General features: G+C 34.5%; 29 protein-coding genes and 3 tRNA genes. All 32 read right to left on the bottom strand.

Annotation, left to right across the window (positions count from 1 at the left end):
* Positions 1-167 precede the first annotated feature (167 nt).
* The 32 genes from tssD (MQX03_RS18500) to MQX03_RS18350 all read right to left on the bottom strand — a co-directional run bounded on the left by tssD (MQX03_RS18500) (position 168) and on the right by MQX03_RS18350 (position 26,022).
* Positions 168-563: a type VI secretion system tube protein TssD gene (gene tssD, locus MQX03_RS18500; protein ID WP_242804820.1), complete on the bottom strand. Its 396-nt coding sequence runs from the start codon at positions 561-563 to the stop codon at positions 168-170.
* Between the two features lie 179 nt (positions 564-742).
* Complete coding sequence (gene tssD / locus MQX03_RS18495; protein ID WP_242804818.1) at positions 743-1,129, bottom strand: type VI secretion system tube protein TssD; 387 nt, start codon at positions 1,127-1,129, stop codon at positions 743-745.
* A gap of 602 nt (positions 1,130-1,731) precedes the next feature.
* On the bottom strand, positions 1,732-3,099 hold the full coding sequence (locus tag MQX03_RS18490; RefSeq protein WP_242804816.1) for a DUF5458 family protein: 1,368 nt from the start codon (positions 3,097-3,099) through the stop codon (positions 1,732-1,734).
* Between the two features lie 11 nt (positions 3,100-3,110).
* Positions 3,111-3,575, bottom strand: a complete 465-nt coding sequence (locus MQX03_RS18485; RefSeq protein ID WP_242804814.1) for a hypothetical protein — start codon at positions 3,573-3,575, stop codon at positions 3,111-3,113.
* 64 nt (positions 3,576-3,639) lie between these two features.
* Complete coding sequence (locus tag MQX03_RS18480; RefSeq protein WP_242804812.1) at positions 3,640-5,466, bottom strand: type VI secretion system baseplate subunit TssF; 1,827 nt, start codon at positions 5,464-5,466, stop codon at positions 3,640-3,642.
* 17 nt (positions 5,467-5,483) lie between these two features.
* Positions 5,484-5,912 (bottom strand): GPW/gp25 family protein, encoded by a 429-nt coding sequence (locus tag MQX03_RS18475; RefSeq protein ID WP_242804810.1) that lies wholly within the window; start codon positions 5,910-5,912, stop codon positions 5,484-5,486.
* Between the two features lie 5 nt (positions 5,913-5,917).
* Complete coding sequence (locus MQX03_RS18470; protein WP_242804808.1) at positions 5,918-6,607, bottom strand: hypothetical protein; 690 nt, start codon at positions 6,605-6,607, stop codon at positions 5,918-5,920.
* A complete protein-coding gene (locus MQX03_RS18465) occupies positions 6,585-7,178 on the bottom strand; it encodes a hypothetical protein (RefSeq protein WP_242804806.1) in 594 nt (197 codons plus the stop codon). The genes MQX03_RS18470 and MQX03_RS18465 overlap by 23 nt, the downstream gene beginning before the upstream one ends.
* Before the next feature lie 8 nt (positions 7,179-7,186).
* Positions 7,187-7,699, bottom strand: a complete 513-nt coding sequence (gene tssO / locus MQX03_RS18460) for a type VI secretion system TssO (RefSeq protein WP_229986058.1) — start codon at positions 7,697-7,699, stop codon at positions 7,187-7,189.
* 31 nt (positions 7,700-7,730) lie between these two features.
* A complete protein-coding gene (locus tag MQX03_RS18455; RefSeq protein WP_242804804.1) occupies positions 7,731-8,762 on the bottom strand; it encodes a type VI secretion system baseplate subunit TssK in 1,032 nt (343 codons plus the stop codon).
* Between the two features lie 47 nt (positions 8,763-8,809).
* On the bottom strand, positions 8,810-9,139 hold the full coding sequence (locus MQX03_RS20565) for a site-specific integrase (protein ID WP_394801759.1): 330 nt from the start codon (positions 9,137-9,139) through the stop codon (positions 8,810-8,812).
* A 120-nt stretch (positions 9,140-9,259) separates the two neighbouring features.
* Positions 9,260-9,907: a phage integrase SAM-like domain-containing protein gene (locus MQX03_RS20560; protein WP_317225045.1), complete on the bottom strand. Its 648-nt coding sequence runs from the start codon at positions 9,905-9,907 to the stop codon at positions 9,260-9,262.
* A gap of 369 nt (positions 9,908-10,276) precedes the next feature.
* Positions 10,277-10,350: transfer RNA gene (locus tag MQX03_RS18445), tRNA-Asp, on the bottom strand.
* 34 nt (positions 10,351-10,384) lie between these two features.
* A tRNA-Asp gene (locus MQX03_RS18440) sits at positions 10,385-10,458 on the bottom strand.
* Positions 10,459-10,495: 37 nt separating this feature from the next.
* Positions 10,496-10,569 (bottom strand) — tRNA-Asp (locus MQX03_RS18435).
* A 132-nt stretch (positions 10,570-10,701) separates the two neighbouring features.
* Positions 10,702-11,019, bottom strand: coding sequence for a thioredoxin (trxA, locus tag MQX03_RS18430; RefSeq protein WP_047445614.1), 318 nt, complete (start codon positions 11,017-11,019; stop codon positions 10,702-10,704).
* 70 nt (positions 11,020-11,089) lie between these two features.
* On the bottom strand, positions 11,090-12,265 hold the full coding sequence (locus MQX03_RS18425) for a cysteine desulfurase family protein (protein WP_242804802.1): 1,176 nt from the start codon (positions 12,263-12,265) through the stop codon (positions 11,090-11,092).
* 3 nt (positions 12,266-12,268) lie between these two features.
* Positions 12,269-12,727, bottom strand: a complete 459-nt coding sequence (locus MQX03_RS18420) for a hypothetical protein (RefSeq protein WP_242804800.1) — start codon at positions 12,725-12,727, stop codon at positions 12,269-12,271.
* A 24-nt stretch (positions 12,728-12,751) separates the two neighbouring features.
* Positions 12,752-13,339 carry an HAD family hydrolase gene (locus MQX03_RS18415; RefSeq protein WP_242804798.1) on the bottom strand — a complete coding sequence of 196 codons (588 nt, stop codon included), beginning with the start codon at positions 13,337-13,339 and terminating at the stop codon, positions 12,752-12,754.
* A 6-nt stretch (positions 13,340-13,345) separates the two neighbouring features.
* Positions 13,346-14,071, bottom strand: coding sequence for an SDR family NAD(P)-dependent oxidoreductase (locus tag MQX03_RS18410; RefSeq protein ID WP_242804796.1), 726 nt, complete (start codon positions 14,069-14,071; stop codon positions 13,346-13,348).
* Between the two features lies 1 nt (position 14,072).
* Positions 14,073-15,389: an FAD-binding oxidoreductase gene (locus tag MQX03_RS18405; RefSeq protein WP_242804794.1), complete on the bottom strand. Its 1,317-nt coding sequence runs from the start codon at positions 15,387-15,389 to the stop codon at positions 14,073-14,075.
* An 85-nt stretch (positions 15,390-15,474) separates the two neighbouring features.
* Complete coding sequence (locus MQX03_RS18400) at positions 15,475-16,359, bottom strand: decaprenyl-phosphate phosphoribosyltransferase (RefSeq protein WP_242804792.1); 885 nt, start codon at positions 16,357-16,359, stop codon at positions 15,475-15,477.
* A 113-nt stretch (positions 16,360-16,472) separates the two neighbouring features.
* On the bottom strand, positions 16,473-17,162 hold the full coding sequence (locus MQX03_RS18395) for an OmpA family protein (protein ID WP_242804790.1): 690 nt from the start codon (positions 17,160-17,162) through the stop codon (positions 16,473-16,475).
* Between the two features lie 23 nt (positions 17,163-17,185).
* Complete coding sequence (locus MQX03_RS18390; protein WP_242804788.1) at positions 17,186-17,677, bottom strand: lipocalin family protein; 492 nt, start codon at positions 17,675-17,677, stop codon at positions 17,186-17,188.
* 161 nt (positions 17,678-17,838) lie between these two features.
* The gene (locus MQX03_RS18385; RefSeq protein WP_242804786.1) at positions 17,839-19,512 is read right to left on the bottom strand and encodes a S8 family serine peptidase; all 1,674 of its coding nucleotides are present in this window, start codon (positions 19,510-19,512) and stop codon (positions 17,839-17,841) included.
* Between the two features lie 10 nt (positions 19,513-19,522).
* Complete coding sequence (locus MQX03_RS18380; protein WP_242804784.1) at positions 19,523-20,131, bottom strand: WbqC family protein; 609 nt, start codon at positions 20,129-20,131, stop codon at positions 19,523-19,525.
* Positions 20,132-20,197: 66 nt separating this feature from the next.
* Complete coding sequence (gene lepB / locus MQX03_RS18375; protein WP_242804782.1) at positions 20,198-21,844, bottom strand: signal peptidase I; 1,647 nt, start codon at positions 21,842-21,844, stop codon at positions 20,198-20,200.
* A gap of 98 nt (positions 21,845-21,942) precedes the next feature.
* Entirely contained in the window at positions 21,943-22,644 is a 702-nt protein-coding gene (gene dapB, locus MQX03_RS18370; RefSeq protein ID WP_242804780.1) for a 4-hydroxy-tetrahydrodipicolinate reductase, read from the bottom strand.
* Positions 22,645-22,656: 12 nt separating this feature from the next.
* Positions 22,657-23,292 (bottom strand): DUF5683 domain-containing protein, encoded by a 636-nt coding sequence (locus MQX03_RS18365; protein ID WP_242804778.1) that lies wholly within the window; start codon positions 23,290-23,292, stop codon positions 22,657-22,659.
* Positions 23,293-24,183 (bottom strand): ParB/RepB/Spo0J family partition protein, encoded by an 891-nt coding sequence (locus MQX03_RS18360; RefSeq protein WP_129536435.1) that lies wholly within the window; start codon positions 24,181-24,183, stop codon positions 23,293-23,295.
* A gap of 65 nt (positions 24,184-24,248) precedes the next feature.
* Positions 24,249-25,022 carry a ParA family protein gene (locus MQX03_RS18355; protein ID WP_129536434.1) on the bottom strand — a complete coding sequence of 258 codons (774 nt, stop codon included), beginning with the start codon at positions 25,020-25,022 and terminating at the stop codon, positions 24,249-24,251.
* 166 nt (positions 25,023-25,188) lie between these two features.
* A complete protein-coding gene (locus tag MQX03_RS18350) occupies positions 25,189-26,022 on the bottom strand; it encodes an energy transducer TonB (RefSeq protein WP_242804777.1) in 834 nt (277 codons plus the stop codon).
* Between the last annotated feature and the right edge of the window lie 37 nt (positions 26,023-26,059).

Genomic DNA, 26,059 nt, shown 5'->3' with positions numbered 1-26,059 from the left:
TTGGTTGATAATTCTTGGTTTCAGGATAACAGTTCTCACTATCCAGTTATTGATATAAAAACTAAATCTGATCCTGAATATTAATTATCTACATTTCTGGTAAAACAACACTTTTTACTCTGAAAAACTAAAAAATGGGCAATGCTTTATTGCCCATTCTTATTAATTTACATAGAACCAGGCCATTCATTTTCGTAAAAACCGCCTCCAAGTTCAATTTTTCTAGCTGAGATAGTAAACGTTTCAGTCAATGGATTTTCACCTGTAGAATCGAAGTTCTCTTTGTGTTTTACCAAATATCCTTCAGTAAATTTCAATTCCTTTAAGGTAGCATCGCTGTCTCTCTTATAAAAAACAATACTTCCGTCCTTTCTTTCAAATGAGTTGGTCATCCACTCAAAAAGTTCTGTTGAGTTGGTACCTTCTACTACAACATCAATCTTACCTCCTCTTGTTACAGTAGACGGTCTTCCTGTTGCATCTGTTTCCTGAAATAAGCCGTAGGTTACGTTAAGCGCAGTGAACTCCTTTCCTGCTACTTTGAATTTTGCTTTAAATGACATAATTTTCTTTTTTTTGTGTTAATTAATTGTAATTGACTGGTTTTTAAATCAATTTATTCATCGGTGTTAAGGATTGAAAATAATCATTTCACATGAATATCTTAATCCCTAACTGAACAATATGGAATTGTTTAGAAAAAATAAAACCGATGAAAATAAATGATTTTAAGAGTTGTAGATTACACCCACTCGTTTCTGTGAGAAGCATTACCCATTTCGATTTCTTTGGCAGAAAGTACGAAAGATTCCGTCAACGGATTTTCTCCTGTAGAATCGAAATCCTCAGTGTATTTCACAATGTAAGCTTCTTTGAACTTCAGTTCTTTCAGCGTTGCATCACTGTCTCTTTTGACAAATGTAACGGTCCCGTCTTTTCTCTCAAATGAATTGGTCATCCATTCAAAAAGATCGGTTGCTCCTGTCCCTTCAACTGTTAAGTGTATTTTACCGCCTCTTGCGATGGAAGATGGTCTTCCCGTTGGGTCGGTTTGCTGTAACATTCCGAAGTCTACAGCTAAGATGTTGCGCTCGATTCCGGCGGCTTTGAATTTTGCTTTAAATGACATAATAAAAATATATTTTAGGTTTAAAATTTCAATAATACCAATGATGGAAATATACCCTTTTGCATTTTGTTATATATCTTTTACAATCACCAACAAGGGAATATATCTTCGTCAAATGTATAAATTATTTCCAATAACACAAATAAATTTTTAATAAATTTTAATCTATTTTACTATTTAAAATTTATCAAAAAATAACAATTTAACAATATAAAATAACTTATTACAACAATTAATTCCGATTTAATCAATTTAAAAAATCAATACATATTTTGTTTATTTTTATCAATAATTGTCAAATAATTGATTTTAATTATCATTTAAATACCCATTGTATTTTATAGACAATCTAACCAAAATTATATATCTCAAAATAGAGAAATGAAAATTTAAGATAAATACTCAATAATACCATATCGTTGAAAAATTTAAATTCAATATTTCTTTTAAATAATGTCCAAATAAACCTATAAAAAAACGCGGGAAATAATTTCCCGCGTACCAAATCACAAATGACGAACAACAAATAGGAAAAAATAATTTAAAATTATTACGAAAACAGCCTTACTATCTTCTATTCCCTTGTTTGAAATCCAGTTTTTTTACTTCTGTTCGTATTCTGTTTCCCACTCATTTCCGTCGTCACCTTTATGACCATCCATTTTGATTAGGAAGTTTTTAGCCGGGAAATATGGTTTCATATGAATATCAAGATGAATTCTGTCTTTTTGTATAGGATCCTGCTCAAATTTTCTGATTTCAAAATTTTCAATAAGCTTACCAGGACCTGTAATTCCGTCAAGGAAACGAACGATTTGGTTCATAATTTCTTTTCTGGTAACAGCCGTGAAGTTTTCAAATGCTCTTCTGTTCAGGAAATCCATCAAAACTTTGGTCACATAATCGAAAACTCTTACCACAGAATAAGTCTGAAGTCCTAAGTTATCTCCGTTGAATAATGTTTTACCAGAGAATGCCATTACCTTCCCATATTCATTTACCATCGGGATAAGTCCTAAGTTTTCAAGGTTGGCAATTTCACTTTTCTTCAAATCGAATTTAACACCATCAACTTCGTTGATTCCTCCGAACTTTTTACCCGCAGTAACCTGAGACATTAGTGTATGGTAAATTTTTCCTGCTAAAGCTGCAGAAGGCGGGATAAATAGATCTTCAGTTTCGTTGATATCTTCGAATCTTCCTCTTCCAACCAACCAATTACAAGTCATCAAAACATTCGCTCTGTAAACATCACCACCCGTCAAATAAGCCTGATCGAACATTTCCATTACATCATCCGGTTCATCAAGGTGCTCGAAATCTGTCACCAACATCACTTTGTTTTCGTGAGCCAGTTTTGCCCATTTTTCAACAACTTTATTCGACCCCAAATACCCTGGAATAACAAGAATTCCATAGTTGCTTTTAAGATCCAATCTGTCATAGTTGTCAGAAAGTTCAGCGTGAATTGTATCAATAAATCTTGTATTATCAATATCTTTCAACTGCTCAAGATTCGCATTCACAATCGTGATATTTTTTACTTTATCAGATTCTGTATTTTTGTAGAATAATGCTGCAGTTCTGTAATTAGCTTCCAATTCTCTTGTGATATCAACCGCTTTCGACAAGTTTTTAGAAAGTAGATCTTCAGAAGATTTTCTTTGATCTTCGCAATTCGCAACCATATCTGTTAACGAATCGTTTTTACTGATAACATTTGCCCAAAGTTCAAGAGTTTTCTTAAGCGTTTCTCTCTCTTTTTCTTTTGCCAACTCTGTAAGGAAGATTTTTCTTCTTGCCTTTCTGTCCGGGTTGATATTTTGTACGCCTTCAATGGAAGTTTCCAAAAGATCGAAACCACCATAACGTGCTAATTTATTAAGGCTGCTTTCTAAGGATGCAGATCCTTTTTTCTGCTCCAATACCGGAGCACCAGTTGCTTGTACTGATTCTTCTTGCTTTGCCATAGTTTGTGTTTTTAGTTGTTGTGTGTTGTATTGTTATTTTCCAATTCTTTGATCAATGACTGAAGGGTATCCAATAATCCTTTTTTAGCATCCGGATCTTCAAGGGCCGCCTTAAGAATTTTGTTGGTTTTTAATTGCTTGATGATCTTTTGATACTGGTCTTTTTCAGTTTCCAATCCACTTAAAAATCCACTTTGACCTGTGATTCCTTTTGTACCGAAATCGCCTAAGTTTTTGAATTTTAAGTTTTCCATTTTCACAGATCCTTCAGAATCTTCGAAATCTACTTTAATTTCTGGCTTGAAATGCTCAAAAACCTTGTCAATCGTATTCAATCCTTCTACCAACTCAGGTTTTACAGGATCATCTGCCGTCAGTTTTTGTGCTAAAAGCGTTCTGTTTTGAGGGATCTCGAAAATCGCCTCGCTTGCGTCTAGTGGAACTTCATTCCCACCAATTCCTTTGTTTGTTAACATAGTGTTTTTTTTAAAGGGGTTAATAAATGTGTTTAGTTAATATCTTAAAGTTTTTAAGTGATATTTATTTTTCAAAAATCCTATAGGGATATATATTTGCAGAAGCATTTTTTAGTTTCAGCAGAAAGCTTTCGCATAAATATTCCCATTCCGAATCTTTAATCGAATCTTTTACATCTGGGTTTCTGACTAAAAAAATGTCAATAGTTCTGCTAAATCCTCCTTTGAGTGAAACTTCTTTTTTTGTTCCTTTAGAAACTTCCACATCTTTTATCGTGCTTTTAAAATGATTTAATCCAAAAATTCTGATATCTGCCACAGTCACAATTCTGCCTCTTGTCAGCAATGAATTTCTGTATTCTAAAATTTTATCTTGTGGCGACAAGCTTTTCCTTCCTCCGGTTGAAGGTTTAATCATTACCGCTGTTTTGTCTAATGCTAAAGCATTTGAGCCTTCTACCGTTAATATGGTTGCAGGCTTTATCTCGCTCCCTTCCTGTGCAAGTGTCAACCAATATGAAACATTACAAGCAACTTCTGAATCCTGAGAATCTGAAGTAATGACCAAATACGGATTATTGGCTTGTGAGAAACTTTTTTCTTTTGCTAATTGATGCAATGCTGCAACGTTTTGATTAATTTGTCTCAAAGTTTCCTTTACAGAATCTCCGCCGATTCCCGAAAAAGCGGCCGTTTCATCTTTTATTAATTCCAAAAGATATTGTAACAGCTCTGAAGCTCCACGCTGGTCAAATCTTGAAACTCCGCCTTTTCTTAAAACTGCTGAAATTCCACTATTTTCTGCCTCATAATTTTTCACATCAAATCGTCGCCCTCTGTCATCTGAAACATAATCAAGATCCATAAAATAATCATCAGACTTTATCGGAATGATATTAAGTCTTCCAGTAACTCTGTGATAAGATTTTACATTGTGAACATTCACAACCGGAATGCAGTTCAGCGTAACACTCACATTTTCCAATACTTCGCTCACAACTGCTTCTGAAAATTTAAATTTCAGCCAAATAATATCTTTATCTTCTGAAAGTTTATTGTTATTAAAATACTTTTCAAATAACTCTTCATTTTGAGGCTTATCAGAATGAGATAATTTCTCTTTTAAAGTGAAAAAATTGGAAAAGTAATACTGATTGACATCCGTATAAATATGTTCAAGATCCGAGTAATTCTTTGTAATAATATTTTCAAGATTAATGCTTCCCTGATCTACATTATAACCTTCGCTCAGTGAAAATTCTTTTTCGCCGAAATAAATCTTCGCCTGTTTTAGATAATAAAAAAATAATTCCTTTTGATAATTATTATTGATATCAATATAAAGCATCAAATTTTCAAGGTCTGTCTTGTCTTTGCAATGGATTCCCACCCACATTTCACCTGACGGAATATGATGCTCTCCTTTTGACAAATGATCTGTAAAGAAAAAACTCTCAACCCGATTCAAAATGTTTCCGTAAGCGATGTATTCTACTTTTGCCGTGGTCAATTTCGCCTCAATAGTCGGACAAAAAAAGACATCTTTGCTCCCACTTTCAACGGGATTGAATACATTATGAATGCGTTTGCTTGTTTTAAAATGATTGTACAAAGATATTTTTGATTGATTTTCTAAAGGGAAAACCTGAATCAGAGACCTTGAAGGAATCACGCCGGAAACTTCTTCCGGAAACATAATTTCAAGAATCCTTTCTATGATTCTTGAACGTGAACTCTCAAGCTCAAAACCTAATTTTTCAAGTTCTGAAGCGGTTGCAGAAAGAAGCAAGCTTACAATCGGATCAAAGGAAGTTTCTGCTTCCAGCTCATTGTAGCCCCAAAGTCTTGCTGCTCTTCTTAATATTCTATCTTTTATTCTTTCCTGATTCATTTTGTGATTTGTGTTTTTTAATACGAAAGAGGTCCTACAAAAAATGAATTTTGAAAAAGAAAAGGTCTGTTGGTTTCCAAAACCTGTCCTTTTACAGAGATTACTACTCTTTTTTTCATTCTTCTCTTTCCAATGGTACCCAGATTGTGGTCTTTTACAGAAACCTCTACATCTTCCAAAAGCAATCTTTTTTCGTGCATTACAATTGATTTTTTCATAGAACCAACAATGAATTCTTTTAAACTATTGTCAGTTTTAAGAAGATCAAAATCCATTTCCCAAATCTCTGTACCAAAGGTTTCATCAAACTTACATTCTCCTAAAGCCGTTGTAGAAATCAAAAAAATCTGCTGACTTATGGAATTATCAATAGAGATTTTCTCAGCGTCTTTTTTGTTGACGATTGACTCGAAATCCATTGGTATTTTATAGTATATTCCTCTCATTATTTCTAAAAATAAATCGTTCTCTTAATATTTCCCTTATCATCATATTCAAAATTCTTCGCCACTTTGCTTCTTCTGATGATTTGCAATTCTACTTTTGGTGTCAGTTTTAAAAATTTCTCACGATACAAAATATCTCCGATAAAACTTTGACCATCATTATTATCAACAATGATAAAGTATTGAGTAATTTCATCCGGTTTTTCAAATTCATTGATGTTCCCCGAATACAACATTATACTTTGTCCGTTACCTGAAAGCTGGTAAATAAGCTTCTCCTGATTAAGACTTCGATGTCTGGAAATATCAAATTTTTCAATATTCTCACGCAACGGTTCGTACGCTATATTTTCATATAAAAAAGAAGTTTTGTCAAAACGTTTAATTCCTAAGAAAGAAAAAATACTTTTTTTAGTGGTCGTTTTTACAAAATTCAATGTATCTCTTGTCACCTGATAAGCTTCTGTTTCATTGGTTTTATCATCAGTAACTGTCAATTTATAAGTAGGAATTTCAACTTCCTTATTATTTATTTTTAAATGAACTTTTCCCACTTCCTCATCCGAAATAATCATCGAAATAGTATGCTTACGAAATCCTGAATCGGTTCGCACCACAATTTCTTCTCTTTTATCTGTTGATGAAGAGCTTTTGGACATTCCAAGATTGAGATTAAGTTCCGGAAGCGGGCTCATTTTTTTTCTTCTTTTTGATTTTTACTTCGTCAGTCTTCTTGATTTTATAGGCAGATAAGCAATCCAGCTGATTATCGATATCGCTGTTCTGAACTTCGCTCACGTACAATTCGTAGTTCTTTTTGTAAGTGTATAATTTGATTAAATCGATATCATTAAACCTCAATTTTTCAAATTCTTTTTTACTAAGCTGTTTTGCAAAAAAACCATCACAATTCAATGAAAAACCATTTTTGTAAGTGACAACCTCTCCTGTTTTGAAAAAAACATCTAAAACCTTATCTTTTTTCACACATACATTTTTATCTAAAATCTGGATGTACAGAAAGACTTTATTTTTCCTTTTACCTAATTGTAATGTTGCGTACACATAGTCGCTGTTGTTCACTCTCAGATGCAAAGGCGTTGTACTTGCAAATGGTTTTTTATCTAGTTTCTGTTTAGTCTGCACTATTCCACAGTCAAAACTTGCATAGGATGAATCTGTACTGTCGGCAACAGATTTCTCCTGAGCATCCACACGGAACATTCCAAAGAGAACAATAAAAAGAATGAATATTGAATTTCTCATTTTCATCATTATTGAGCCTGATACAATTGACGACAAACATCAAGATCTGTTCTTATCTTGTCATACTCATCCTTCAATGTTTTGTTAATAGTTTGAAGACTATCCATTGTCATTTGATTTCCAGACAATTGTTTGATTTGTTTTTTAGCATCCACAAGATCTTTAAAGGTCATAATGGTATTGTTATACATCACTTTATTCTTCAGTGTGTCTTTCGGAAGCTGCTTGTACATATCTGCAAGAATTGATAATGATAATTTTTCGTTAAAGAAATCATTTTGCCCCGGAACACCTATTGAATCTACCGCCGACTTTACTTTCTCCAATTGGAAAGAGAACTTATCCTGAGTTTCCATTTCTCTTTTCATTTTGGAATTTTCGGCTTTCAATAAACTGTTTTCTTTAAAAGGAAAATAGGCATTGAAAAACACGGCAATAAGCAATACAATGACAGTAATAACGAAAAACAGGATGAAAAATGAAAAAGCTCTTGATCGTTCTTTTTTATTAAGGACTTCCATATAATAAGTAATATTTGTGTTTTAATTAATTTTAATCTGCAAGAAAAGTTCTGCTACGTTTTGCGTGAATCACAGAATCTCTGTCATCTGTATTTTCTGAAACGAAGATGCTTCCGTCTCGTTTTTTACCGATGTAATCTAGTCTGTTGAGAACTGAATAAAGATCTTCAAGCGTTTTCATAAATATTTTCACTTTTGCAATGGTTACATCCATATGATTATGATTGTAATCTGTATTGATAACGTCTGTGAAAATAGTTTCAAAATGCCCCTGACTTACATTACACCATTCGGCAAAATAATTCAGTAATTCTTCCTTTCCGGCTCCTGATCTTGCATCAATAAAGTTTTTCAGCACCCTTGCCAAAGCAACAACCGACAACAACATATTTGCAGGAGGCGTGTGTGGAGAAAGCCATCTGAATCTGTTGATCTCCTGACCAAGATAGTTAAGCGTTTTATCTGCCATCAGTCCCATCATCACTGCTAAAGAATTGTTCTGTTTCTTAACGTGAATTTTTTGTTCAATTTGTACGGCATAAAGTTCAATCTGTCCATAAAAACGGTCGATTTCCACATATAAATCCTGCAATTTTTTTGAACTTGTAATACTCACACAAGGCGGAATATAATCTTCATCAATTCTTGATTCACCTGCATTGACCAATATTTTCCCAATTGTTAGATAACCCGTACCAAATCCTAAAGTATTTTTAAGTTCATTTTGAGGAACAAGATTTAGTGAATATTCTGGTTGTGTGTAAGGATATCTTGGTGGATTTTCTTCCGGATCAGGTTCTCCAAAAGGTGTTCTTTTAAAATGGTTCACCGAAAGGCAAGCCATTAAAACTACGCTCTCATTATCTTTTATTTCATAAGCCGCCTCCGGATATGGAATCGATAAATTAATCGCTTCAGAACTTCCGGCTCCTATGTCAATTCTTGACCCACTTGGAGTGATCGCGTGACATTCTTCAACTTTTATTCTGAGTAGTTTATGATTATCAATGATTAAGCTTAATTTGATGGAGTCATTAACTGGCAATAATCCGTAATTGATCATTGAAGTATGAATTCCAACCGCATCTATATTAACCTTTCATTATCAAATTATTCTTTTAGCTTTTCCTTTGCTTGGAGAACGCTTCTTAATATTGACATATCTTCACTCACTTTTTTATCAAGAATTTTTGCATAATGTTGAGTAGTTTTAATATTTTTATGTCCTAACATCTTACTTACACTTTCTATTGGAACTCCATTCGATAAAGTTATTGTAGCAGCGAAAGTATGGCGTGCAATATGATAAGTGAGATCTTTATTTATACCACACAGATCAGCAATTTCTTTAAGATAAGCATTCATTTTCTGATTGCTCAATACCGGAAGAAGTCTTCCATTGTTTAGACAAACAGGGTGATTTCTATATTTATTAATAATCTCTTCTGCTTTAGGAAGTAATGGTATATTAGATGTCGTTTTCGTTTTCTGGCGTATTGTATAAATCCATTTATTACCATCTAGCCAATATTAATAATATCCTGTGTCAGTTTTTGTGTATCAATATAAGCTAAGCCTGTAAAAACAACTAAAAAGAAAGATGTATCTAACCTGCGATAGTCGTTCATTTTTGAAATTTTTATTAAACATTTTTTCTAATTCTTGTTCATTTAAAAACACTCTAGTTACCTCATTACAATTAGAGTTATAATTAAGAAAAGGGTTTCTTTCCATCCAACCATTAGCAAGACAACTACGAATAATTTTACCAAAGTTTTTAATATATTTTACTGCCGAGTTATTATTACAAGATTTCTCAGTTCTTAAAAAGAATTCAAAATCATTCAGAAAAGTATAATCAATTTTTTTTATATCAATATCCGACAGATTGAATTTCCATTTCAGAAATTCTTTGATATGACTAAGGCAAGTCTTATATCTTCCCAAAGTTCCAAGTGCAAATTCTTTTCCTATCAGTCTCTCCATCCTTTCATTATGATCTACAAAAATTGGAATTAAAGTCCTATTAAATTCGTCTTTTCCCAATAACCTATTTTTAAGAACTTCACAAGTAACATTCTCACTGTCCTTCATCAGGCTGTGATAAGTGTTGTAAACTTTTTGCTCAAATGTTTTTAAATAAAAATTAAGAGATTTGCTTTCTTCTGAGGAACCTATAACTTTTTGTATAACAGAACTCCATTTCAAAGGCTTTATTGTACGTTTTGTACTAATCTCAGTAATTCATTCGTAAATAAATTGGCACTTCTCCTGATGCATTAACCTTAGTTTTTCTTGCATAGAAAAGTAAATTAAATGTTTTGTTGATTTAGTGTAGCTTTTAAGATTTAAAATTAACCTTAGTAAAAACTTATCATAAGATATTCAGTTTCTGAACTACCTGATGAACAGGGTTTCTCTGAATTTCCAGTGACCTTTTTAAACCATTGTTGATAGGTCACTGAATAGGTCACTTTCAGATTGTGCATTTTTGCCTCTTTTTGAACAGTTATAAAACAAAAAAAGCTTTAAAACATACGTTTTAAAGCTTTTTGTACTACTTTGATTTAGTAGTTGCGATCCGGACGGGACTCGAACCCGCGACCTCCGCCGTGACAGGGCGGCATTCTAACCAGCTGAACTACCGGATCAATTTTTTTAAAGTAAATTGAGAAAAACTTTCTGCGATCCGGACGGGACTCGAACCCGCGACCTCCGCCGTGACAGGGCGGCATTCTAACCAGCTGAACTACCGGATCAATTTCTTTTAAAAGTAAATTGAATAAAAACTTTTTGCGATCCGGACGGGACTCGAACCCGCGACCTCCGCCGTGACAGGGCGGCATTCTAACCAGCTGAACTACCGGATCTCTTACAATAACTAAGCTTGTACCCTCTGTTATTGTGGTTGCAAAAATACAACATTTCTGGAAACCTGCAAGTATTTAGACAAAAAAAATGCTCCCCGACACGGAAAGCATTCATTATCAAAGCGATTTTTTTTATAAGTGTGCGCTCAATTTCTCAGCGATGATCTCTTTTGGAGTTACACCAACCAATTTATCAACTACTTCACCATTCTTAAAAATAAGAACTGTAGGGATATTTCTGATTCCGTACTGCATAGAAATTTCCTGATTGTTGTCTACATCTACTTTTCCTACGACAGCCTTTCCTTCAAAATCTGCTGCCACTTCTTCGATGATTGGTCCCAAAGTTCTGCACGGTCCGCACCATACTGCCCAAAAGTCTACCAATACTGGTTTATCAGATTTTAAAACTGTTTCTTGGAACGAGCTGTCCGTAATTTCTAAAGCCATTTTTTTATTTTTAATTATTAATATTCTATTTAAATTCTGAGATCAAAATTACCACTTTTAAGCGAATAGCTTATCTATGCTCAACATTTGTATTTTCTATGATTAAATCTTTCGAAATTTCTGCTAAAGCATCCACAAAAGTATCAATATCCTCTTTTGTCGTCATGTGACTAAATGATACACGCAAAGGTGTACATTCATCCATTTCATCCTCAGAAAGCACCATCATCATCACCATTGAAGGTTTTGAAGCTCCAGAAGAGCATGCGCTACCCTGAGAAACAGCAATTCCCTTCATATCCAACTGCAACCCGATTAAAGGATTTTTATATGGCAACAAAAGGCTTACAACGGTATACAAACTGTTTTCAGCTTCCGAACTTCTTCCGTTAAATTTAATTCCCGGAATCGCTTCAGAAACTCTATCGATCGTATATTTTTTAATATTCTGCATGTGTAGTGTGTATCCATCCATATTTTTAAGTGAAAGCTCTAAAGCTTTTCCTAAACCTGCAATACCACTCACATTTTCTGTACCTGCTCTCAAACTTCTTTCTTGAGGACCTCCCGTAATGATTCCTTTTAATCCGCTTGATTTTCTGATAAAAGCAAAACCAATTCCTTTCGGACCGTGAAATTTATGGGCGCTGCAAGAAGCAAAATCAACAGGAATATCAGACAAATCTAAATTCATGTGAGCCATCGTCTGCACCGTATCAGAATGAAATAAGGCATTATTTGCTTTACACAATTCTGCAATCTTTTTAATATCGACAATGTTTCCGATTTCGTTATTGGCATGCATCAAACTTACCAAAGTCTTTTTATCAGAAGCTTTCAGCAATTCTTCAAGCTTATTTAAATCAATATCTCCCTTTTCATTAGGACGAATGTAAGCAACCTCAACACCCTTCCTGTTTTTCATATCTAAAATACTCTCAGAAACACATTTATGCTCCAAAGGCGAACTGATGATTCTTTCAACGCCCAAATGTGAAACACTTGACTTGATAATCATATTGTTGGATTCTGTTCCGCAAGACGTAAAAATAATCTCTGCCGGACTCACGTGAAGATATTCTGCAACCTGCCTTCTTACATTTTCAATTAAAATCTTAGCATCCTGTCCGAAACTATGTGTAGAAGACGGATTCCCAAAATTCATTTTCATGGTTTCTACCATGGCATCAATAACTTCTTCTGAAAGCGGCGTAGTGGCAGCGTTATCTAAATATATTTTATTCATTTTTTATTTTGAATATTTTAATTCTACTGAATTGAACTGATAATTTGAAGGAACAGAAAATATAAACCAAGGGTTTGACATTACCTGAATTGCCATACCGCCCGATTGATATTCCGGAACTTCTACGTATAAAATATTATTCTTCACAGAAATACTTTTAATTGTTGAAACCTTGTGATCTCCAGAATTGAAAGTTCCTAAATTGTACAAAACAACTTTTTGATCTTTAGGAAAAACAGGAATTTGCATGACTGGCTCCATACCTGAAGCGGCAAAGTTTTCCGTGATCTCTTTTTCGAGTTGCTGTTGATCTTTGATGATTGTAAAACCAGCCTGCTCTGCTCCACCTTGAGTTTCGGAAGCGAGAATTTCTCCTTTAGTTTGCATACCGTCAGATTTTTGTGCAGTCGTGCTTGTACAACTCATGATGAATGCAAAACATACAATTAGCAACTTATTCATTTTATTTTTATTAACCTTTCAAAATTAGTGAAAAAATTGGTAATGTCCCTCATTCGCCCATTTCAGCATTGGCTTATCACCTGAGGTATCTCCAAAAGCTATGATTTTATCGTATTTATCGTCTGAAATTTCTTTCTTAATTCTTTCTAATTTCTCTTTTCCATTGCAGTTTTTACCTACAAAATTTCCGGTGAAAACTCCATTTTTAAACTCTGCTTTTGTGGAAACAAGATTCATCTGCAATTTTTCAGCAAATGGTTTAGTCCATATATCCAGGGAAGCAGTCACCATAAGGCTTTCGGTATTTTCTCGGTCAATATTTTCAATGAAATCTAAGGCATTTTCTCTTACTATTTTCGGATAGTTTTCTTCAAAAAACTGTTTAGATTTTTCTTCGATTTTAGTCTGAAGCTGACCTTTTAAAATAGAACCGATAAAGCTTTTCTTTACTTTTTCAGTCTCAGCCAATTTTAATTTTAATAAAATAAAAAGCGGAATATGTTTTACAAACTGTACCCGAAATTTTGATAGATTATAAAATTTAAGATACAAAAACATCGTATCCTTATAAGTCAAAGTGCCGTCAAAATCAAAGCAATACAATTTTTTCATACTCAATTAAAGTTTTAATTTCTTAAAAATAAATTCAGGAATATTTCTAATGATTAACATAATAACGCCCCAAATCGGTAAAACGTATGCCACGTTTTTTTGTTTTTTGAATGCTTTATAAATACACTCTGCCGCCTGCTTCGGTGTTGCCGTTAATTTCGGATTCAAAGGTAAGCCTTCTGTCATTTTTGTTGCCATAAATCCTGGCTTTACGGTCATTACATGTACCTTTTTATCAAAAAGATAATTTCTCAAACCACTTAAATAAGCTGTGAATGCTGCTTTTGCACTTCCATAGATAAAATTACTCTGTCTTCCTCTGTCACCCGCAACCGATGATAGTCCGATGATAGTTCCCGATCTTCTGCTTTCAAATTTCTGAGCAAAATAATTCATTACCGGAACTAATTTTGAGTAATTGATATCTATAATTCTCTCTGTATTTTTATTGTCGTACAAGCCTTCTTCTGTACCTTCTCCCAAATAACCCGTTGCACAAAAAAGCAGACTGGAGTTGATTTGGTCAAACTCAGAATAATTGATTGCTTTCGTTAAATCTAATTCGATAATTTCCGATTGTTGCAAAAATTTAACATCAATATGCCTTGCAAATCTCTCTGTGGTTTCTCTATTTGAGGTAAAAAGATAAATCCGTTCAAACTTTTCGCCTTCCTGCAAAGCCTTTTCTACAAATGCCTGCGCTACTTCCGATGTACTTCCAAGAACTATCATTCTACTTATTATTTAAAATTCTTTTGTGCTGTAAAGACACAAATTTTGAACTGTTGACATTTTTCAGATAATCTGTAAGGGAAGATCTGCTCATACTGTCTTTCGTTAAATAAATTCTTCCGCCAAACTCCTGAACGATCTGATCTAACTGATCAACCAATTTTTTCAGTTTTGAATTCACTTTAAAATCCAAAGCTAAAGTATAGCCTTCGGTCGGGAAAGAATTGTATGCTTCAGGATTATTTTCTCCAAAAAGCTTTAAAACCGCCAAGAAAGAACCGTTTCCGCTATTGGCAATGGTTTCAAGGATTTTTTTCATTCCTTCTTTTCCCGTTTCTTTTGGGATCACCATTTGATATTGGATAAATCCTGACTTTCCGTAGATTTTATTCCAATCGGTTACGGCATCCAAAGGGTAGAAAAATGTTTCGTAATCGATAAAATTCTTCAACTCTTTTTTAGATTGCTTTTTATAATAAAGAAAATTAAAAATCTTCACCGTCAAAGCATTTAAGACAAAATTCGGAAAATAAAAAGGTACTGTCGGAGAGAATTTCTTCTTTAAAACTAAAGGATTTTTAGCATCATTTCCTGTCAGTTCATGTCTGAAGGCGTGTTCGCCGCGCATCAGAATACTTCTTCCTATATTTTTCCCTTTCTGAAGACAATCGATCCAAGCAACTGTATATGTCCAGCTTTCACTTTCTTCAAAAAGTCTGAATATTTCATCTAAATTTTCTGCTTTGATGCTTTCCTGACGAATGTAAGCGGTCTCAATATTTTTAAGCTTAAATTTTGCTGAAAGAATAATTCCGGTGAGCCCCATTCCGCCGATGGTTGCCCAAAATCTATCTGAATTTTCTTCTCGTGAACAGATGATAATATCACCATTTTCGGTCATTAATTTAAATTCGGTAACATATTCTGAAAAACATCCTTCGGCATGATGATTTTTACCATGAACGTCTGACGCAATTGCGCCACCTACAGAAATAAATTTTGTTCCCGGAGTTACGTATAAAAAATAACCCTGCGGCACAGAAATTTCTAAAACCTCGGAAAGTAAAACTCCGGATTCGCATTCGATAATTCCGTTGAGACGGTCGAAGTTGATAAATTTATTTAATTTTTTGGTAGAGAAAATGTTTTCGCCCAAAGAAGCGTCACCATAGCATCTGCCATTTCCTCTTGCAATAACTTCATTGTGATTAAGTACAAATTCTTTTATTTTTTCGAAGCTGTCTTCAGACCTCATTTCTTTTTCCACGATTGGAAAGTTGCCCCAATTTGTAACTTTTTGTGTGAAATTTGGTTTCATCTGTGATTAATTTTTTTTTTGGTTTCAGATGCAATCACCATAAATTTTTCATTATTGTTTATACTATTTAGTCTGCGCAATTTCATTATTTAAAATAAATTAGAATTAAAAATGCGGCAACCCATAATAATAATGTAACCTGAATATATCTGTCTCTGTAAACAATTTTTGTAGGAGATTCGGTCCTGTTGTAGACCAAAGTTTGTTGTAAATATCTTAGAAAAGCGAAAACAACAAAAATTACTGTGTAAAATACGGCTTTATGTAATTTAAGCTGAATTTCTGGAGATAATGTAAACATCAGATAACAAACAATCGCCAATGTTACCGAAATGGAAAGTGCAATATCTGCAAACTGTACATTGTAACCATCAAGCGCTCTTCTAGTTTTTCCGGAAACCTGAGCATTAATCAGCTCGCCACGTCTTTTTCCGATTGCTAGAACCAACGCTAAAACGAAAGTCAATAAAGTTGCCCACTGAGAAATAAAAATTCCGGTGATGTATCCGCCCGCCTGAACTCTTAGTACAAATCCTGTGGCAATGATGAAAATATCAATAATCGGAACATGCTTCAGTTTAAATGTATAGGCAAGATTCATTACAAAATAAATCCCGATAATGGCTGCAAACTTCCACAAACTTTCATGGAAATTAAATTGTGCAAAGAATATCAAAGCGATATCCAAAATAATCAAACCTGTAAGGATAGTCAGTGCTTTTCTTTTTGAGATCGCACCGCTTGCGAGAGGTCGTCTTCTTTTTTCCGGATGTTGTCGATCTGCTTCAATATCGTTGTAGTCATTCAGGATGTAAACAACACTCGCCGCCAGAGAGAAAATGACAAATGCAAAGATACTTTTTGTAAGCAGGTCTACATTCTGAATACTTCCCGAAAAAAACAAGGGCACAAAAACAAATAGATTTTTCACCCATTGCTCTACACGAAGCAGTTTTAAATATTTTTTCATTTATGTAATTTCGTTTGCAAAAATAGTGATTTTAAACCAAAAAAAAATGCCGTTTAAAAATACAAAAAAAACCGCCAAGGCGGTCTTTTATGATAATATTTATATGTTAACGATTATTGCCCTTGCTTAGCGTCATTAATCATTTTTTCGTTTGCCGTAATCGCAAACTCTACTCTTCTGTTTTTAGCTCTACCAGCGTCTGTATCATTTGATGCTACCGGCATTGCTTCACCTTCACCTAAAGCGAAAAGTCTGTTTGAAGAAATTCCTTTTGACATCAAATAAGATCTCACAGAATTAGCTCTTCTTTCAGAAAGCTTTTGATTGTAATCATCAGCACCTTTACTGTCTGTGTGACCGTAAATATTGATGTTTGTGTCAGGGTTATTTACTAAAACCTGAGTTAACTTATCTAAGTTTGTTTTTGCTAATGATGTAAGATCAGAAGAATCAAATGCGAAAGTAACAATGCTTTCATTCATCGTGATTTTAATACCGTCACCTACTCTTTCTACTTCAGCACCAGGTAAAGTTTCTTTAATGTCTTTAGCCTGCTTATCCATTTTATTACCGATAACATTACCTGCAACACCACCGATAATACCTCCAAGAACAGCACCTAATGCTGCGTTTTTACCTTTACCTACATTGTTCCCAAGAACACCACCGATAACAGCTCCGGAAGCAACACCTACTGCGGTACCTCTTTGCTGGTGATTAGAATTCTGTACAGCCTCACAGCTTGTAAGCAATAATGCTGATGATAAGAAAAATGCTCCTATATATGTTTTATTAAATTTCATTATGTTTATTTTAAATAGTTAAATTATTTCATTCCAGCTCTTTCGAAGTTGTAAACAACTCTTATCGTACTGCCATCAAATGGTACATTTTGCTCTAACGAAAACTGATCTGTTGTCATATTGATTACATTAAGTGTGTACCCTACAGTATTTTGTTTAGCTTTTGTTCCATCCTGAATTTTTTTGAATAAGAAGGTGTTGCCGTCTTTTACTTCAAATTTAATCGGCTGAGTCAATGCAGGGCAATTTCCGCCGCCGTTTAATGTATATGCACCTGTATAGTTATTTGGAATAAATCTCCAGTGACTTCCAACGAAACATTGTGCATCTGCGCCTTCATCAAAAGGCTTGATTTTATATTGCTTGTCGTAATCGATGCTTACAATTTGGAAATCTCCTTTCATTTTAAGAAATTCTGATCTGTTGCTTTGTGCATCTGCTCCTTTTTTAACGGTGGAACAAGACACTGCAAAAAGTGATGTTCCCAAAATTCCCGCAAGTAATAACTTTTTCATATGTTTTTTTTTACGTAAGATAAAACCGAAAAGCGATTTTATCTTTTAGTTTATTATTCATAAAGTTACTACAAAAAACCGTGCCAAAACAAATTTGTTAAAAAAATAAAAGCCCGAAAAAATCGGGCTCTGATTAATATTATAAAATAAGTATTTGATTATTATTTCCTTACAGCTTTCTTAGCTTTTGCAGGTTTTTTCACTGAAGAAGTTTTTCCGTTGTAGAAATTATTGAAAGCATATTCTGCTGCTTTTTTCACATCGATTACCCCACCAGCCTGAGATTTTTCTCCAAACTCATTTTCTGTACTTGCGTTGCTTGTTTTTACTAAAGCTTCGATGATCTGTGCTGGTTTTAGATTTGGCATATAAGCCAATAACACTGCCGCAGCACCTGCCACTACCGGTGAAGCCATTGAAGTTCCTTGTTGGTAACTGTACTCATTATTTGGAACTGTAGAATAAATTTCTTCACCTGGAGCAAATACATTGACCATATTTTTATTATAGTTTGAGAAACTAGCTCTCAACTCATTATTTCTATTCGTACTTGCACCGACAACCAAAACGTTATCTACGAAAGGAGCCGCATCAGTAACATTTTTAAAATTGGTAGGATATGCTAAATGCTCAGCAACATCTTCGTTTTCGTTCCCAGCAGCTTTTACTAAAAGAACTCCTTTATCATCAGCATATTTGAATGCATCCCAAACCACATTTTTACCCGGAGAAACCGGTTTACCAAAGCTCATATTCAAAACTTTAGCACCATTATCTACAGCATATCTGATGGCGTTTGCAACGTCTTTATCTCTTTCGTCACCATTAGGAACCGTTCTTACGACCATGATTTTAGCCACTTTTGAAGCTACACCATATTGCACTTCCTTTCCTTGTGGCAAACCTGCAATAATACCTGAAACATGAGTTCCATGCTCTGCATCCGGACCTTGATAATGGTTATTTCCATATTTTTTTTCAGAATAGTCATCGTAGTTGTCCCCTACAATTTCTGCTCTAGGATCAAATGCAAGATCATACTGTTGAGCCATTGGACCAAAATGATCTAGCGCACTTTTAATTTCTTTGTTTAAAAACGCCTCGACATCAGAAGGAGATTTACCAGCTAATTCAGGATTTTGAACCAAATTATTCAAAATTTGTAACCCCATAGACTCTTTCTGGTCTGCTGGTTTTGCCAATGCAAGATTTTCTTTAGTAAAAGGCTTCCCTCCAAGCAACTTCACCATAGAAGGAATTGCTTCATTAATCATGGTAAACTGCTTGAAACTTTGACTTGCGTCTACACTCTTTTTAGTAAAAAGCTCTTTAGACTTCATGTACATTGCAAATTCTTCAGGCATTTTTGCTTGATTTGCTTTGTTTTTTGCAGAGTCATCGCCTTCGAAAACTGGCTTGTATTTAGCAACAACTCTTGTTACTTCCATATTATCTACGCCAATGTCTCCGTTTTTACCACCGATGAAATTCCATCCGTGAACGTCGTCAATGTATCCGTTTCCGTCATCATCTTTTCCGTTGTTGGGAACTTCATTTGGGTTTGACCAAATATTTTTCACCAATCCCGGATGATCAACCTGAACACCACTGTCTAAAACTCCTACAACAACTGTTTTAGGTTTAAGACCTTTTGATTCAAGATATTTGTATGCATTTTCGGTATTTACACCATATACTTTAGAAGTGGCAAAATCTTTATGATACCACGTCATTAAATCTTTATCTTCTTTTGGATCAACAGCCGCTTTTGCGCCTTGAGCATAAGAATAACTAAAACCTGCTAAAAAGACAGCAGCTAATACTATTTTCTTCATTTTACTAGAATTATTTAATATTTTTAAGATAAGTCACAGATTCTGGCCCTTTGTTACATATAAGATCTAAAATTGATAAATCTTTCAAAAAACCATATTTATCTGTGAATGTTTGATAATATTCTTCCATCTCAAATTGTGTTTCAACTTTCGTAGAAAATTTTTCACGAAAATTAATCTCAGACGGATTTTTGATATATTCTTGATTCAAAGATTGTGCCTTTTCTGTCTTTAGTATTTTCTGAATGATGTCGATACTTTTTAAATTAAAATCTAGCAAGAATTTTTCTTTCTTCTCATAAAGCACTTCAAATTTGTCTTCATAATATTCAAAGTAAGCCGAACCTTGGTAAACATTTTTGATCGATCTCCAGTGAATCTTTAACCAATCTTCTCTGTAAGAAATTTCAGTATCCTTCATTTCTCTTTTCCCTGTATGATTGATAGGAATAACAAGGGATAGTTTCCCATTTGCGCCATAGATATTGGTTCTATTTCTATAGGTCTGTTTTGGAAAGCTTTCATATTGCTCAAAAGTCACTTCATTTTCAGGATCTAAAAACACTGAAAACCATGAGATAGGTGGTAGATAAAATACCGGTAATAATACGTTCTTCATTATCATTATATATAAAAATGAAGTACTTTTTCAAATACTTCATTTTATTTTAGTTTACAAATTTAGTTATAATTCGTCTTCTGTTTTTTTCTTTCCAAAAAGTTTAACAATATACTCCCAGCCAAAGAAAAGCACAAGAATCAGAGCAGCAATCCACCAATAAGAAGTTTTATTGGCTTCTCCTGTGTTTGTTGCTTTGAACATTCTGTCCCAACGAACTCTCATTCCGTCGGCTTGGTAAGAAGATTGCGAATCTTTGAAAGCTCCTTCCACACTCATCCAGGTAAACATTGGTTTCCCAACGATATTTTCTTCCGGAACAAAACCAAAGAACCTTGCATCTAATGATGCGTCTCTGTTATCCCCAATCATCATGTAGTAATCCTGCTGAATCGTATATTGATTGGTTTCTTTTCCGTTGATAAAAATTTTACCATTTTTATTTTCAAGAGTGTTGTGCTCGTAGTTTTTGATGATCCACTGATATTCCGGTAAAGTTTTATCATTGATGGCTACAACATCCCCTTTTTTAGGAATCTTTAGAGGCCCGTATTGATCCTGATTCCATCCGCTGTTAATTGGGAAGATTGAATTAGTGGTATCAATTTTCATTTTGGCCTCATCACGATAAGCAACTGCAGACTCGCCCTTTGGCTGAATATGCTCCTGCATATCAATCACCTGTGGAAGCTTTTTAATTTCGCCAGCCATCTTTTTAGTCAGACCCTGGAAATAATACACAAATCCACCTTGTTGATTTTGGCCTTCCTGAACAGGTAAAAATCCGAAAATTTTATATAAACCTGGAATATCAAGCTGACTTCCGGTATTTACAATATATCTGTGCTGAACCTCCTGATCACCAAGAAATACTTCAGGCTTACCATTGATAAACATTTTACCGTCACGCATTTCGAAAGTATCACCAGCAACAGCAACACATCTTTTCACATACGGATCAGCACGGTCAAGGGAAACATGTACAGAATCTCGAGGATAATTAAAAACTACAATATCCGTTTTCTGAGGTTTGCTGAACTGGAAAATTCTTTCGTAAGGCAATTTCACAGCTTCCACATAAGATTTTGGATCATCTTTCGGGTTTCCTTTTTCTCCTGTATCAAGAATAGTTCCTTGTAAAAATGGGATCGCCAAAGGACGCATCGGTAATCTGTAACCGTAGCTCCATTTATTGACAAAAAGGAAATCTCCAACCAAAAGTGTACGCTCCATCGATCCTGTGGGAATTCCGAAAGGTTGCGTGAAAAATACGTGAATAATAGTAGCAAATACGACAGCAAAAGTGATAGATCCTATAAATGTATCTTTTTTCTTAGATGCTTTTTCTTCATCCGTAAGGTATAAATCATTCTCGTCTTCCAGCTCTACATCTTTAGAATAATTGACAGTCGCCATGTAGATGAAAGGCAAAATAACCGTCAGAACCTGATGCTGAACAAGACTTTTTCCAAATTTTTTCATTAAATAAATATGGAAAACAGACATCATGATTGGTCCTACGATTGGCAAATAGGATAAAATCGCCCACCATTTCGGATGTTTTGTTTCTTTTAGTATAATGAAATAATTGTAAAAAGGAACAAATGCCAATAAAGGACTATACCCCATTTTCTTGAACAGCTTCCAAGTGGAAATCCCCATCAATACTGATAAAATGAGAACATAAACTGTGTACGTTAAAAAATAATTCATAAATTTCAAATATGAGTAATGAGCAATTTGTAATCAGTAATTGATGATGAGTACAAATTTCTATGATTAGTTTACGAAAGTCTGGTTTTGTTACAAAATTAAAGTCCCAAAACGTCTTTCATTGTAAAATTTCCTTTTTTATCTTTAATCCATTCTGCAGCAACGACAGCGCCTAACGCAAAACCATTTCTGTTGAATGCGGTATGTTTTATTTCGATTTCATCCACTTCACTTCTGTAGAAAACGCTATGTGTTCCCGGTACTTCATCTTCACGGATGGCGAATATCCCCAATTGCTTATTCTGAGTTTCTTCAAGTTTCCAGGCATTATATTTCTGATTGTTCTTGAAAATTCCTTCAGCTAAAGAAATTGCTGTTCCGCTTGGTGCATCTAATTTGTGAATGTGATGAATTTCTTCCAATTGGCAAGAATATTCATCCACACTTTTCATTAAATCTGCCAACTTTTCGTTTAAAGCAAAAAATAAATTAACCCCTAAACTGAAATTAGAACCGTATAAAAATGCGGTTCCGTTTTCTATGGCTAAATTTTCTACCTCAGATTTTCTTTCTAACCAACCAGTAGTTCCGCAGATGACAGGAACTTTATTTTCCAGACACGCTTTAATATTGTCAAAAGCTACTTCGGGTAAAGAAAATTCAATAACAACATCAGGATTATTCAAATTTTCAGCAGTTGGAGTTTCTTTTAAGCGGGCGACAACTTCGTGTCCTCTTTTTGTGGCAATTTCATCAATGATTTTGCCCATTTTCCCATATCCAACTAATGCTATTTTCATATCTAAAAGTTTTTAAAACTTGAAATTTAAACTCAATCCTGTTTTTGGCGGATTGTTTCCGAACTCATCATAAATAATGGCAGGTGTGAACGTCAAATCAGGATCTTTACGACCTTCATACAAATGCGCATCAACAACAGCATCAACGATGTTTAAAATATAAATAAGTCCGGTAATCGCAATGGCGTAATCTCTCTGTCTCTTTGATCTGTCCTGCGCATTAGCCAAAGCAATTTTATCTAATCTCGGATTGCTGTCGACAAATTCATTGGGAGTTCCGTTAAGCTTTGCGATGTAATATTCTCTGTATTCTAAGTATCTGTTTTGATTCCAGATTGCGATTCCTGCTCCTACACCCACCGCTCCCCAAACCACAGGGATTTTCCAGTATTTTTTATTATAAAACTGTCCTAATCCGGGTAAAACTGCAGAATACAAACCTGCTTTTGTAGGATTGAGTTTTTTAACGATTACTTTCGCCGGAGCATTTGCTTTTTCTATGCTTTCAACAACCGATGTTTTGGGAGTTTCTTTTACAGAAACACTGTCCATTGGAGCAGTTTCCCGACGGATGGTATCGTTGCGGGTAACCTGTGAAAAAGTAATCACAGATAAACATAAAAAAAGTGTGAAAAAGATTTTTTTCATCTATTTAATATGAGATAAAATATATTCCAGCTCATCTTCATTTTTAAAATCCAAAACAATTTTCCCTTTTTTACCGGTTCCGACTGTTTTGATCTCCACTTTTACCTCAAGAATATCAGCAATTGTTTTTTGCGCTCTCTTATAATTATTAGAAAGTTCAACCTTTGCTTTTTTAGCGGCCGGAGATTTTGGATTTTTAAATGCGATTGCTGCCTGCTCGGTTTGACGAACATTCAGTTTTTCTTTGATGATTAATTCAAACAAAGCCTGCTGATGCTCTTCATTTTCAAGACTGATGATGGCTCTACCGTGTCCTGCAGAGATTTCACCGCTTCTGATGGCATTTTGAATATCCGGATTTAGTCTTAATAATCTTATTGAGTTGGTAATAGTACTTCTGTCCTTCCCTACTCTTTGGCTTAAATTTTCCTGAGTCATCCCAATTTCTTCCATCAACCTTTGGTAAGTCAATGCTATTTCGATAGAATCAAGATCTTCACGCTGAATATTTTCAACAAGAGCCATTTCCAATAGCTCCTGATCATTCACCAAACGAATATAGGCCGGAACAGATGTTAAACCAGCAATTTTACTTGCTCTGAAACGTCTTTCTCCGGATATGATTTCAAACTTCTCACCGTCTTTTCTTAAAGTAATCGGCTGAATTACTCCAAGATTTTTAATCGACTGCGCAAGTTCATTTAATGCTTTTTCGTCAAAATAAGTTCTTGGCTGAGTGGGATTAGGATAAATATCTTCAATAGAAACTTCCATGATATTTCCTACAAAGTTTTCTGCTCCTTCATCCGTTGCAGAATTTACCGTAGCCTTTGATTCAGCGCTCAAAATAGCACCCAAACCACGTCCCATCGCTCTTTTCTTGTCTTTCATATTTTGCATATGGCTATTTGCTTTTGCACTTCAACGAGTTCAGTGTTACAGCTTTTAACTTTTATTTAATTCTTTACTAAATTTTCGTTTTTCAACAGAACCTCTTCTGCTAACTGAAGATATTGAATCGCTCCTTTGCTTTCTGCATCGTAGTTTAAGATACTTTCACCGAAACTTGGTGCTTCGCTCAATCTCACATTTCTGCTGATGATGGTTTCAAAAACCATTTCCGGAAAGTGAGCATGTACTTCTTCTACAACCTGATTTGACAATCTTAAACGGCTGTCATACATTGTTAACAACAAACCTTCGATATCTAAATCTTTATTATGAATTTTCTGAACGTTTTTGATGGTGTTCAAAAGCTTCCCTAAACCTTCCAAAGCAAAATATTCACACTGAATCGGGATAATTACAGAATCTGCCGCTGTTAAAGCGTTTACAGTAATCAAACCTAAACTTGGTGCACAGTCGATGATGATATAATCGTAGTCATCTCTAACCGTTGCTAAAGCCTTTTTCAGCATGTACTCACGGTTATCTTTGTCTACCAATTCAATTTCTGCGGCAACCAAATCAATATGAGAAGGCACAATATCTAAATTCGGAGTTGTCGTTCTCTGGATACAGTTTCTCGTCTCAACACTATGTTCCAAAAGGTTATATGTAGAATACTGAACCTCTTCTACCCCAAGACCAGACGTCGCATTAGCCTGCGGATCTGCATCAATGATTAATATTTTCTTTTCTAATACCCCTAATGCTGCGGCTAAATTGACGGCGGTAGTAGTTTTTCCTACACCCCCTTTTTGATTAGCGATACCTATGATTTTTGCCATTGCTTGAACTTTAAGTTTCAAAAATACACTTTTTTCTCTGCTTTCAAGGAACGACTAAAACGAAAGTTGAGTTAAAATATTGTTAATAAGGATTTTAGACATAAAAAAAATTATCCACAAAAAATAGTATTTTGTGGATAAGTGAAAAGATTTGTTTTGAATAATCTTAATTATCGAACTTCATGGAAATGGGAAACTTAAAGTAGCTTCTTACCGCTTCCCCTTTTTTATTTTTACCAGGAATCCATTTGCCTTTTACAGCTTTGATGCTTCTTATTGCTTCTGCATTGAAAGATGCATCTTTTCCGTTGGTTTTGATATCTGAAATAGTCCCGTTGGTTTCTACAATAAATGTAACCACTGTGGCTACGCTGTTTTGCTCTTCAAATGCTGAAGTATCAAATTTATTTATTACTTTATTTCTAAAAGAATCAATACCACCTTCAAAATCCGCCGGTATAGCAGCAATTTCAATAACATTTTTATCTTTAACAACTTCAATTGTTGGAGGTTGCACATGATTAATAACTGGTCCCGTTCCAGGAATGGTAGTTGGTGGCACATGAACATTTGGTGGTGCCACTATACCATCCGGATTGTTTTTTACTCCGGCAATCGCCCCTTCAATCTTTTCTACAACTTGTTCGTTGGTAGGATTTGCTGTCGGCTCAGGAAGTCTATCATCAAAAGTTTTCACAGGAGCAGGAGCTGGTTGAGGAGGCACAACTGCAGCAGGTGGTTTAACAGTAGGATCATCTGGAATAATCATTGGTGGAGGAAGTACAAATCCGCCGTCTGTCACTGGTTCAACTGTTTTAAATGCCGAAATAATCATTGGCGTAATAGAGATTGCTGCCAGAAGACTCACCCCTATAAAAAGTGATTTCGTTAGAATTCTGTCTGATTCATTTCTTAAAACATAAGCACCGTATTGTTTGTTACGGTTTTCAAATAGGATTTCATTCAGTCGAAATTCCTGGTTTTCTAGTAGGTGTTTCATCACGATAAAAATTAAAATTGTTAATATATTGCGATTA

It is taken from the genome of Chryseobacterium aahli (assembly GCF_022699665.1).
Lineage (GTDB): Bacteria > Bacteroidota > Bacteroidia > Flavobacteriales > Weeksellaceae > Chryseobacterium > Chryseobacterium aahli.
Note: the sequence above shows the minus strand (reverse complement) of the source record. Positions and strands in the feature narration are given on the sequence as shown.

Excerpts from the sequence above, each read along its gene's own strand:
- tssD (WP_242804820.1), bottom strand. The coding sequence starts at position 563 with ATGTCATTTAAAGCAAAATTCAAAGTAGCAGGAAAGGAGTTCACTGCG.
- tssD (WP_242804818.1), bottom strand. The coding sequence starts at position 1,129 with ATGTCATTTAAAGCAAAATTCAAAGCCGCCGGAATCGAGCGCAACATC.
- MQX03_RS18490 (WP_242804816.1), bottom strand. The coding sequence starts at position 3,099 with ATGGCAAAGCAAGAAGAATCAGTACAAGCAACTGGTGCTCCGGTATTG.
- MQX03_RS18485 (WP_242804814.1), bottom strand. The coding sequence starts at position 3,575 with ATGTTAACAAACAAAGGAATTGGTGGGAATGAAGTTCCACTAGACGCA.
- MQX03_RS18480 (WP_242804812.1), bottom strand. The coding sequence starts at position 5,466 with ATGAATCAGGAAAGAATAAAAGATAGAATATTAAGAAGAGCAGCAAGA.
- MQX03_RS18475 (WP_242804810.1), bottom strand. The coding sequence starts at position 5,912 with ATGAGAGGAATATACTATAAAATACCAATGGATTTCGAGTCAATCGTC.
- MQX03_RS18470 (WP_242804808.1), bottom strand. The coding sequence starts at position 6,607 with ATGAGCCCGCTTCCGGAACTTAATCTCAATCTTGGAATGTCCAAAAGC.
- MQX03_RS18465 (WP_242804806.1), bottom strand. The coding sequence starts at position 7,178 with ATGAGAAATTCAATATTCATTCTTTTTATTGTTCTCTTTGGAATGTTC.
- tssO (WP_229986058.1), bottom strand. The coding sequence starts at position 7,699 with ATGGAAGTCCTTAATAAAAAAGAACGATCAAGAGCTTTTTCATTTTTC.
- MQX03_RS18455 (WP_242804804.1), bottom strand. The coding sequence starts at position 8,762 with ATGATCAATTACGGATTATTGCCAGTTAATGACTCCATCAAATTAAGC.
- trxA (WP_047445614.1), bottom strand. The coding sequence starts at position 11,019 with ATGGCTTTAGAAATTACGGACAGCTCGTTCCAAGAAACAGTTTTAAAA.
- MQX03_RS18425 (WP_242804802.1), bottom strand. The coding sequence starts at position 12,265 with ATGAATAAAATATATTTAGATAACGCTGCCACTACGCCGCTTTCAGAA.
- MQX03_RS18420 (WP_242804800.1), bottom strand. The coding sequence starts at position 12,727 with ATGAATAAGTTGCTAATTGTATGTTTTGCATTCATCATGAGTTGTACA.
- MQX03_RS18415 (WP_242804798.1), bottom strand. The coding sequence starts at position 13,339 with ATGAAAAAATTGTATTGCTTTGATTTTGACGGCACTTTGACTTATAAG.
- MQX03_RS18410 (WP_242804796.1), bottom strand. The coding sequence starts at position 14,071 with ATGATAGTTCTTGGAAGTACATCGGAAGTAGCGCAGGCATTTGTAGAA.
- MQX03_RS18405 (WP_242804794.1), bottom strand. The coding sequence starts at position 15,389 with ATGAAACCAAATTTCACACAAAAAGTTACAAATTGGGGCAACTTTCCA.
- MQX03_RS18400 (WP_242804792.1), bottom strand. The coding sequence starts at position 16,359 with ATGAAAAAATATTTAAAACTGCTTCGTGTAGAGCAATGGGTGAAAAAT.
- MQX03_RS18395 (WP_242804790.1), bottom strand. The coding sequence starts at position 17,162 with ATGAAATTTAATAAAACATATATAGGAGCATTTTTCTTATCATCAGCA.
- MQX03_RS18390 (WP_242804788.1), bottom strand. The coding sequence starts at position 17,677 with ATGAAAAAGTTATTACTTGCGGGAATTTTGGGAACATCACTTTTTGCA.
- MQX03_RS18385 (WP_242804786.1), bottom strand. The coding sequence starts at position 19,512 with ATGAAGAAAATAGTATTAGCTGCTGTCTTTTTAGCAGGTTTTAGTTAT.
- MQX03_RS18380 (WP_242804784.1), bottom strand. The coding sequence starts at position 20,131 with ATGAAGAACGTATTATTACCGGTATTTTATCTACCACCTATCTCATGG.
- lepB (WP_242804782.1), bottom strand. The coding sequence starts at position 21,844 with ATGAATTATTTTTTAACGTACACAGTTTATGTTCTCATTTTATCAGTA.
- dapB (WP_242804780.1), bottom strand. The coding sequence starts at position 22,644 with ATGAAAATAGCATTAGTTGGATATGGGAAAATGGGCAAAATCATTGAT.
- MQX03_RS18365 (WP_242804778.1), bottom strand. The coding sequence starts at position 23,292 with ATGAAAAAAATCTTTTTCACACTTTTTTTATGTTTATCTGTGATTACT.
- MQX03_RS18360 (WP_129536435.1), bottom strand. The coding sequence starts at position 24,183 with ATGAAAGACAAGAAAAGAGCGATGGGACGTGGTTTGGGTGCTATTTTG.
- MQX03_RS18355 (WP_129536434.1), bottom strand. The coding sequence starts at position 25,022 with ATGGCAAAAATCATAGGTATCGCTAATCAAAAAGGGGGTGTAGGAAAA.
- MQX03_RS18350 (WP_242804777.1), bottom strand. The coding sequence starts at position 26,022 with ATGAAACACCTACTAGAAAACCAGGAATTTCGACTGAATGAAATCCTA.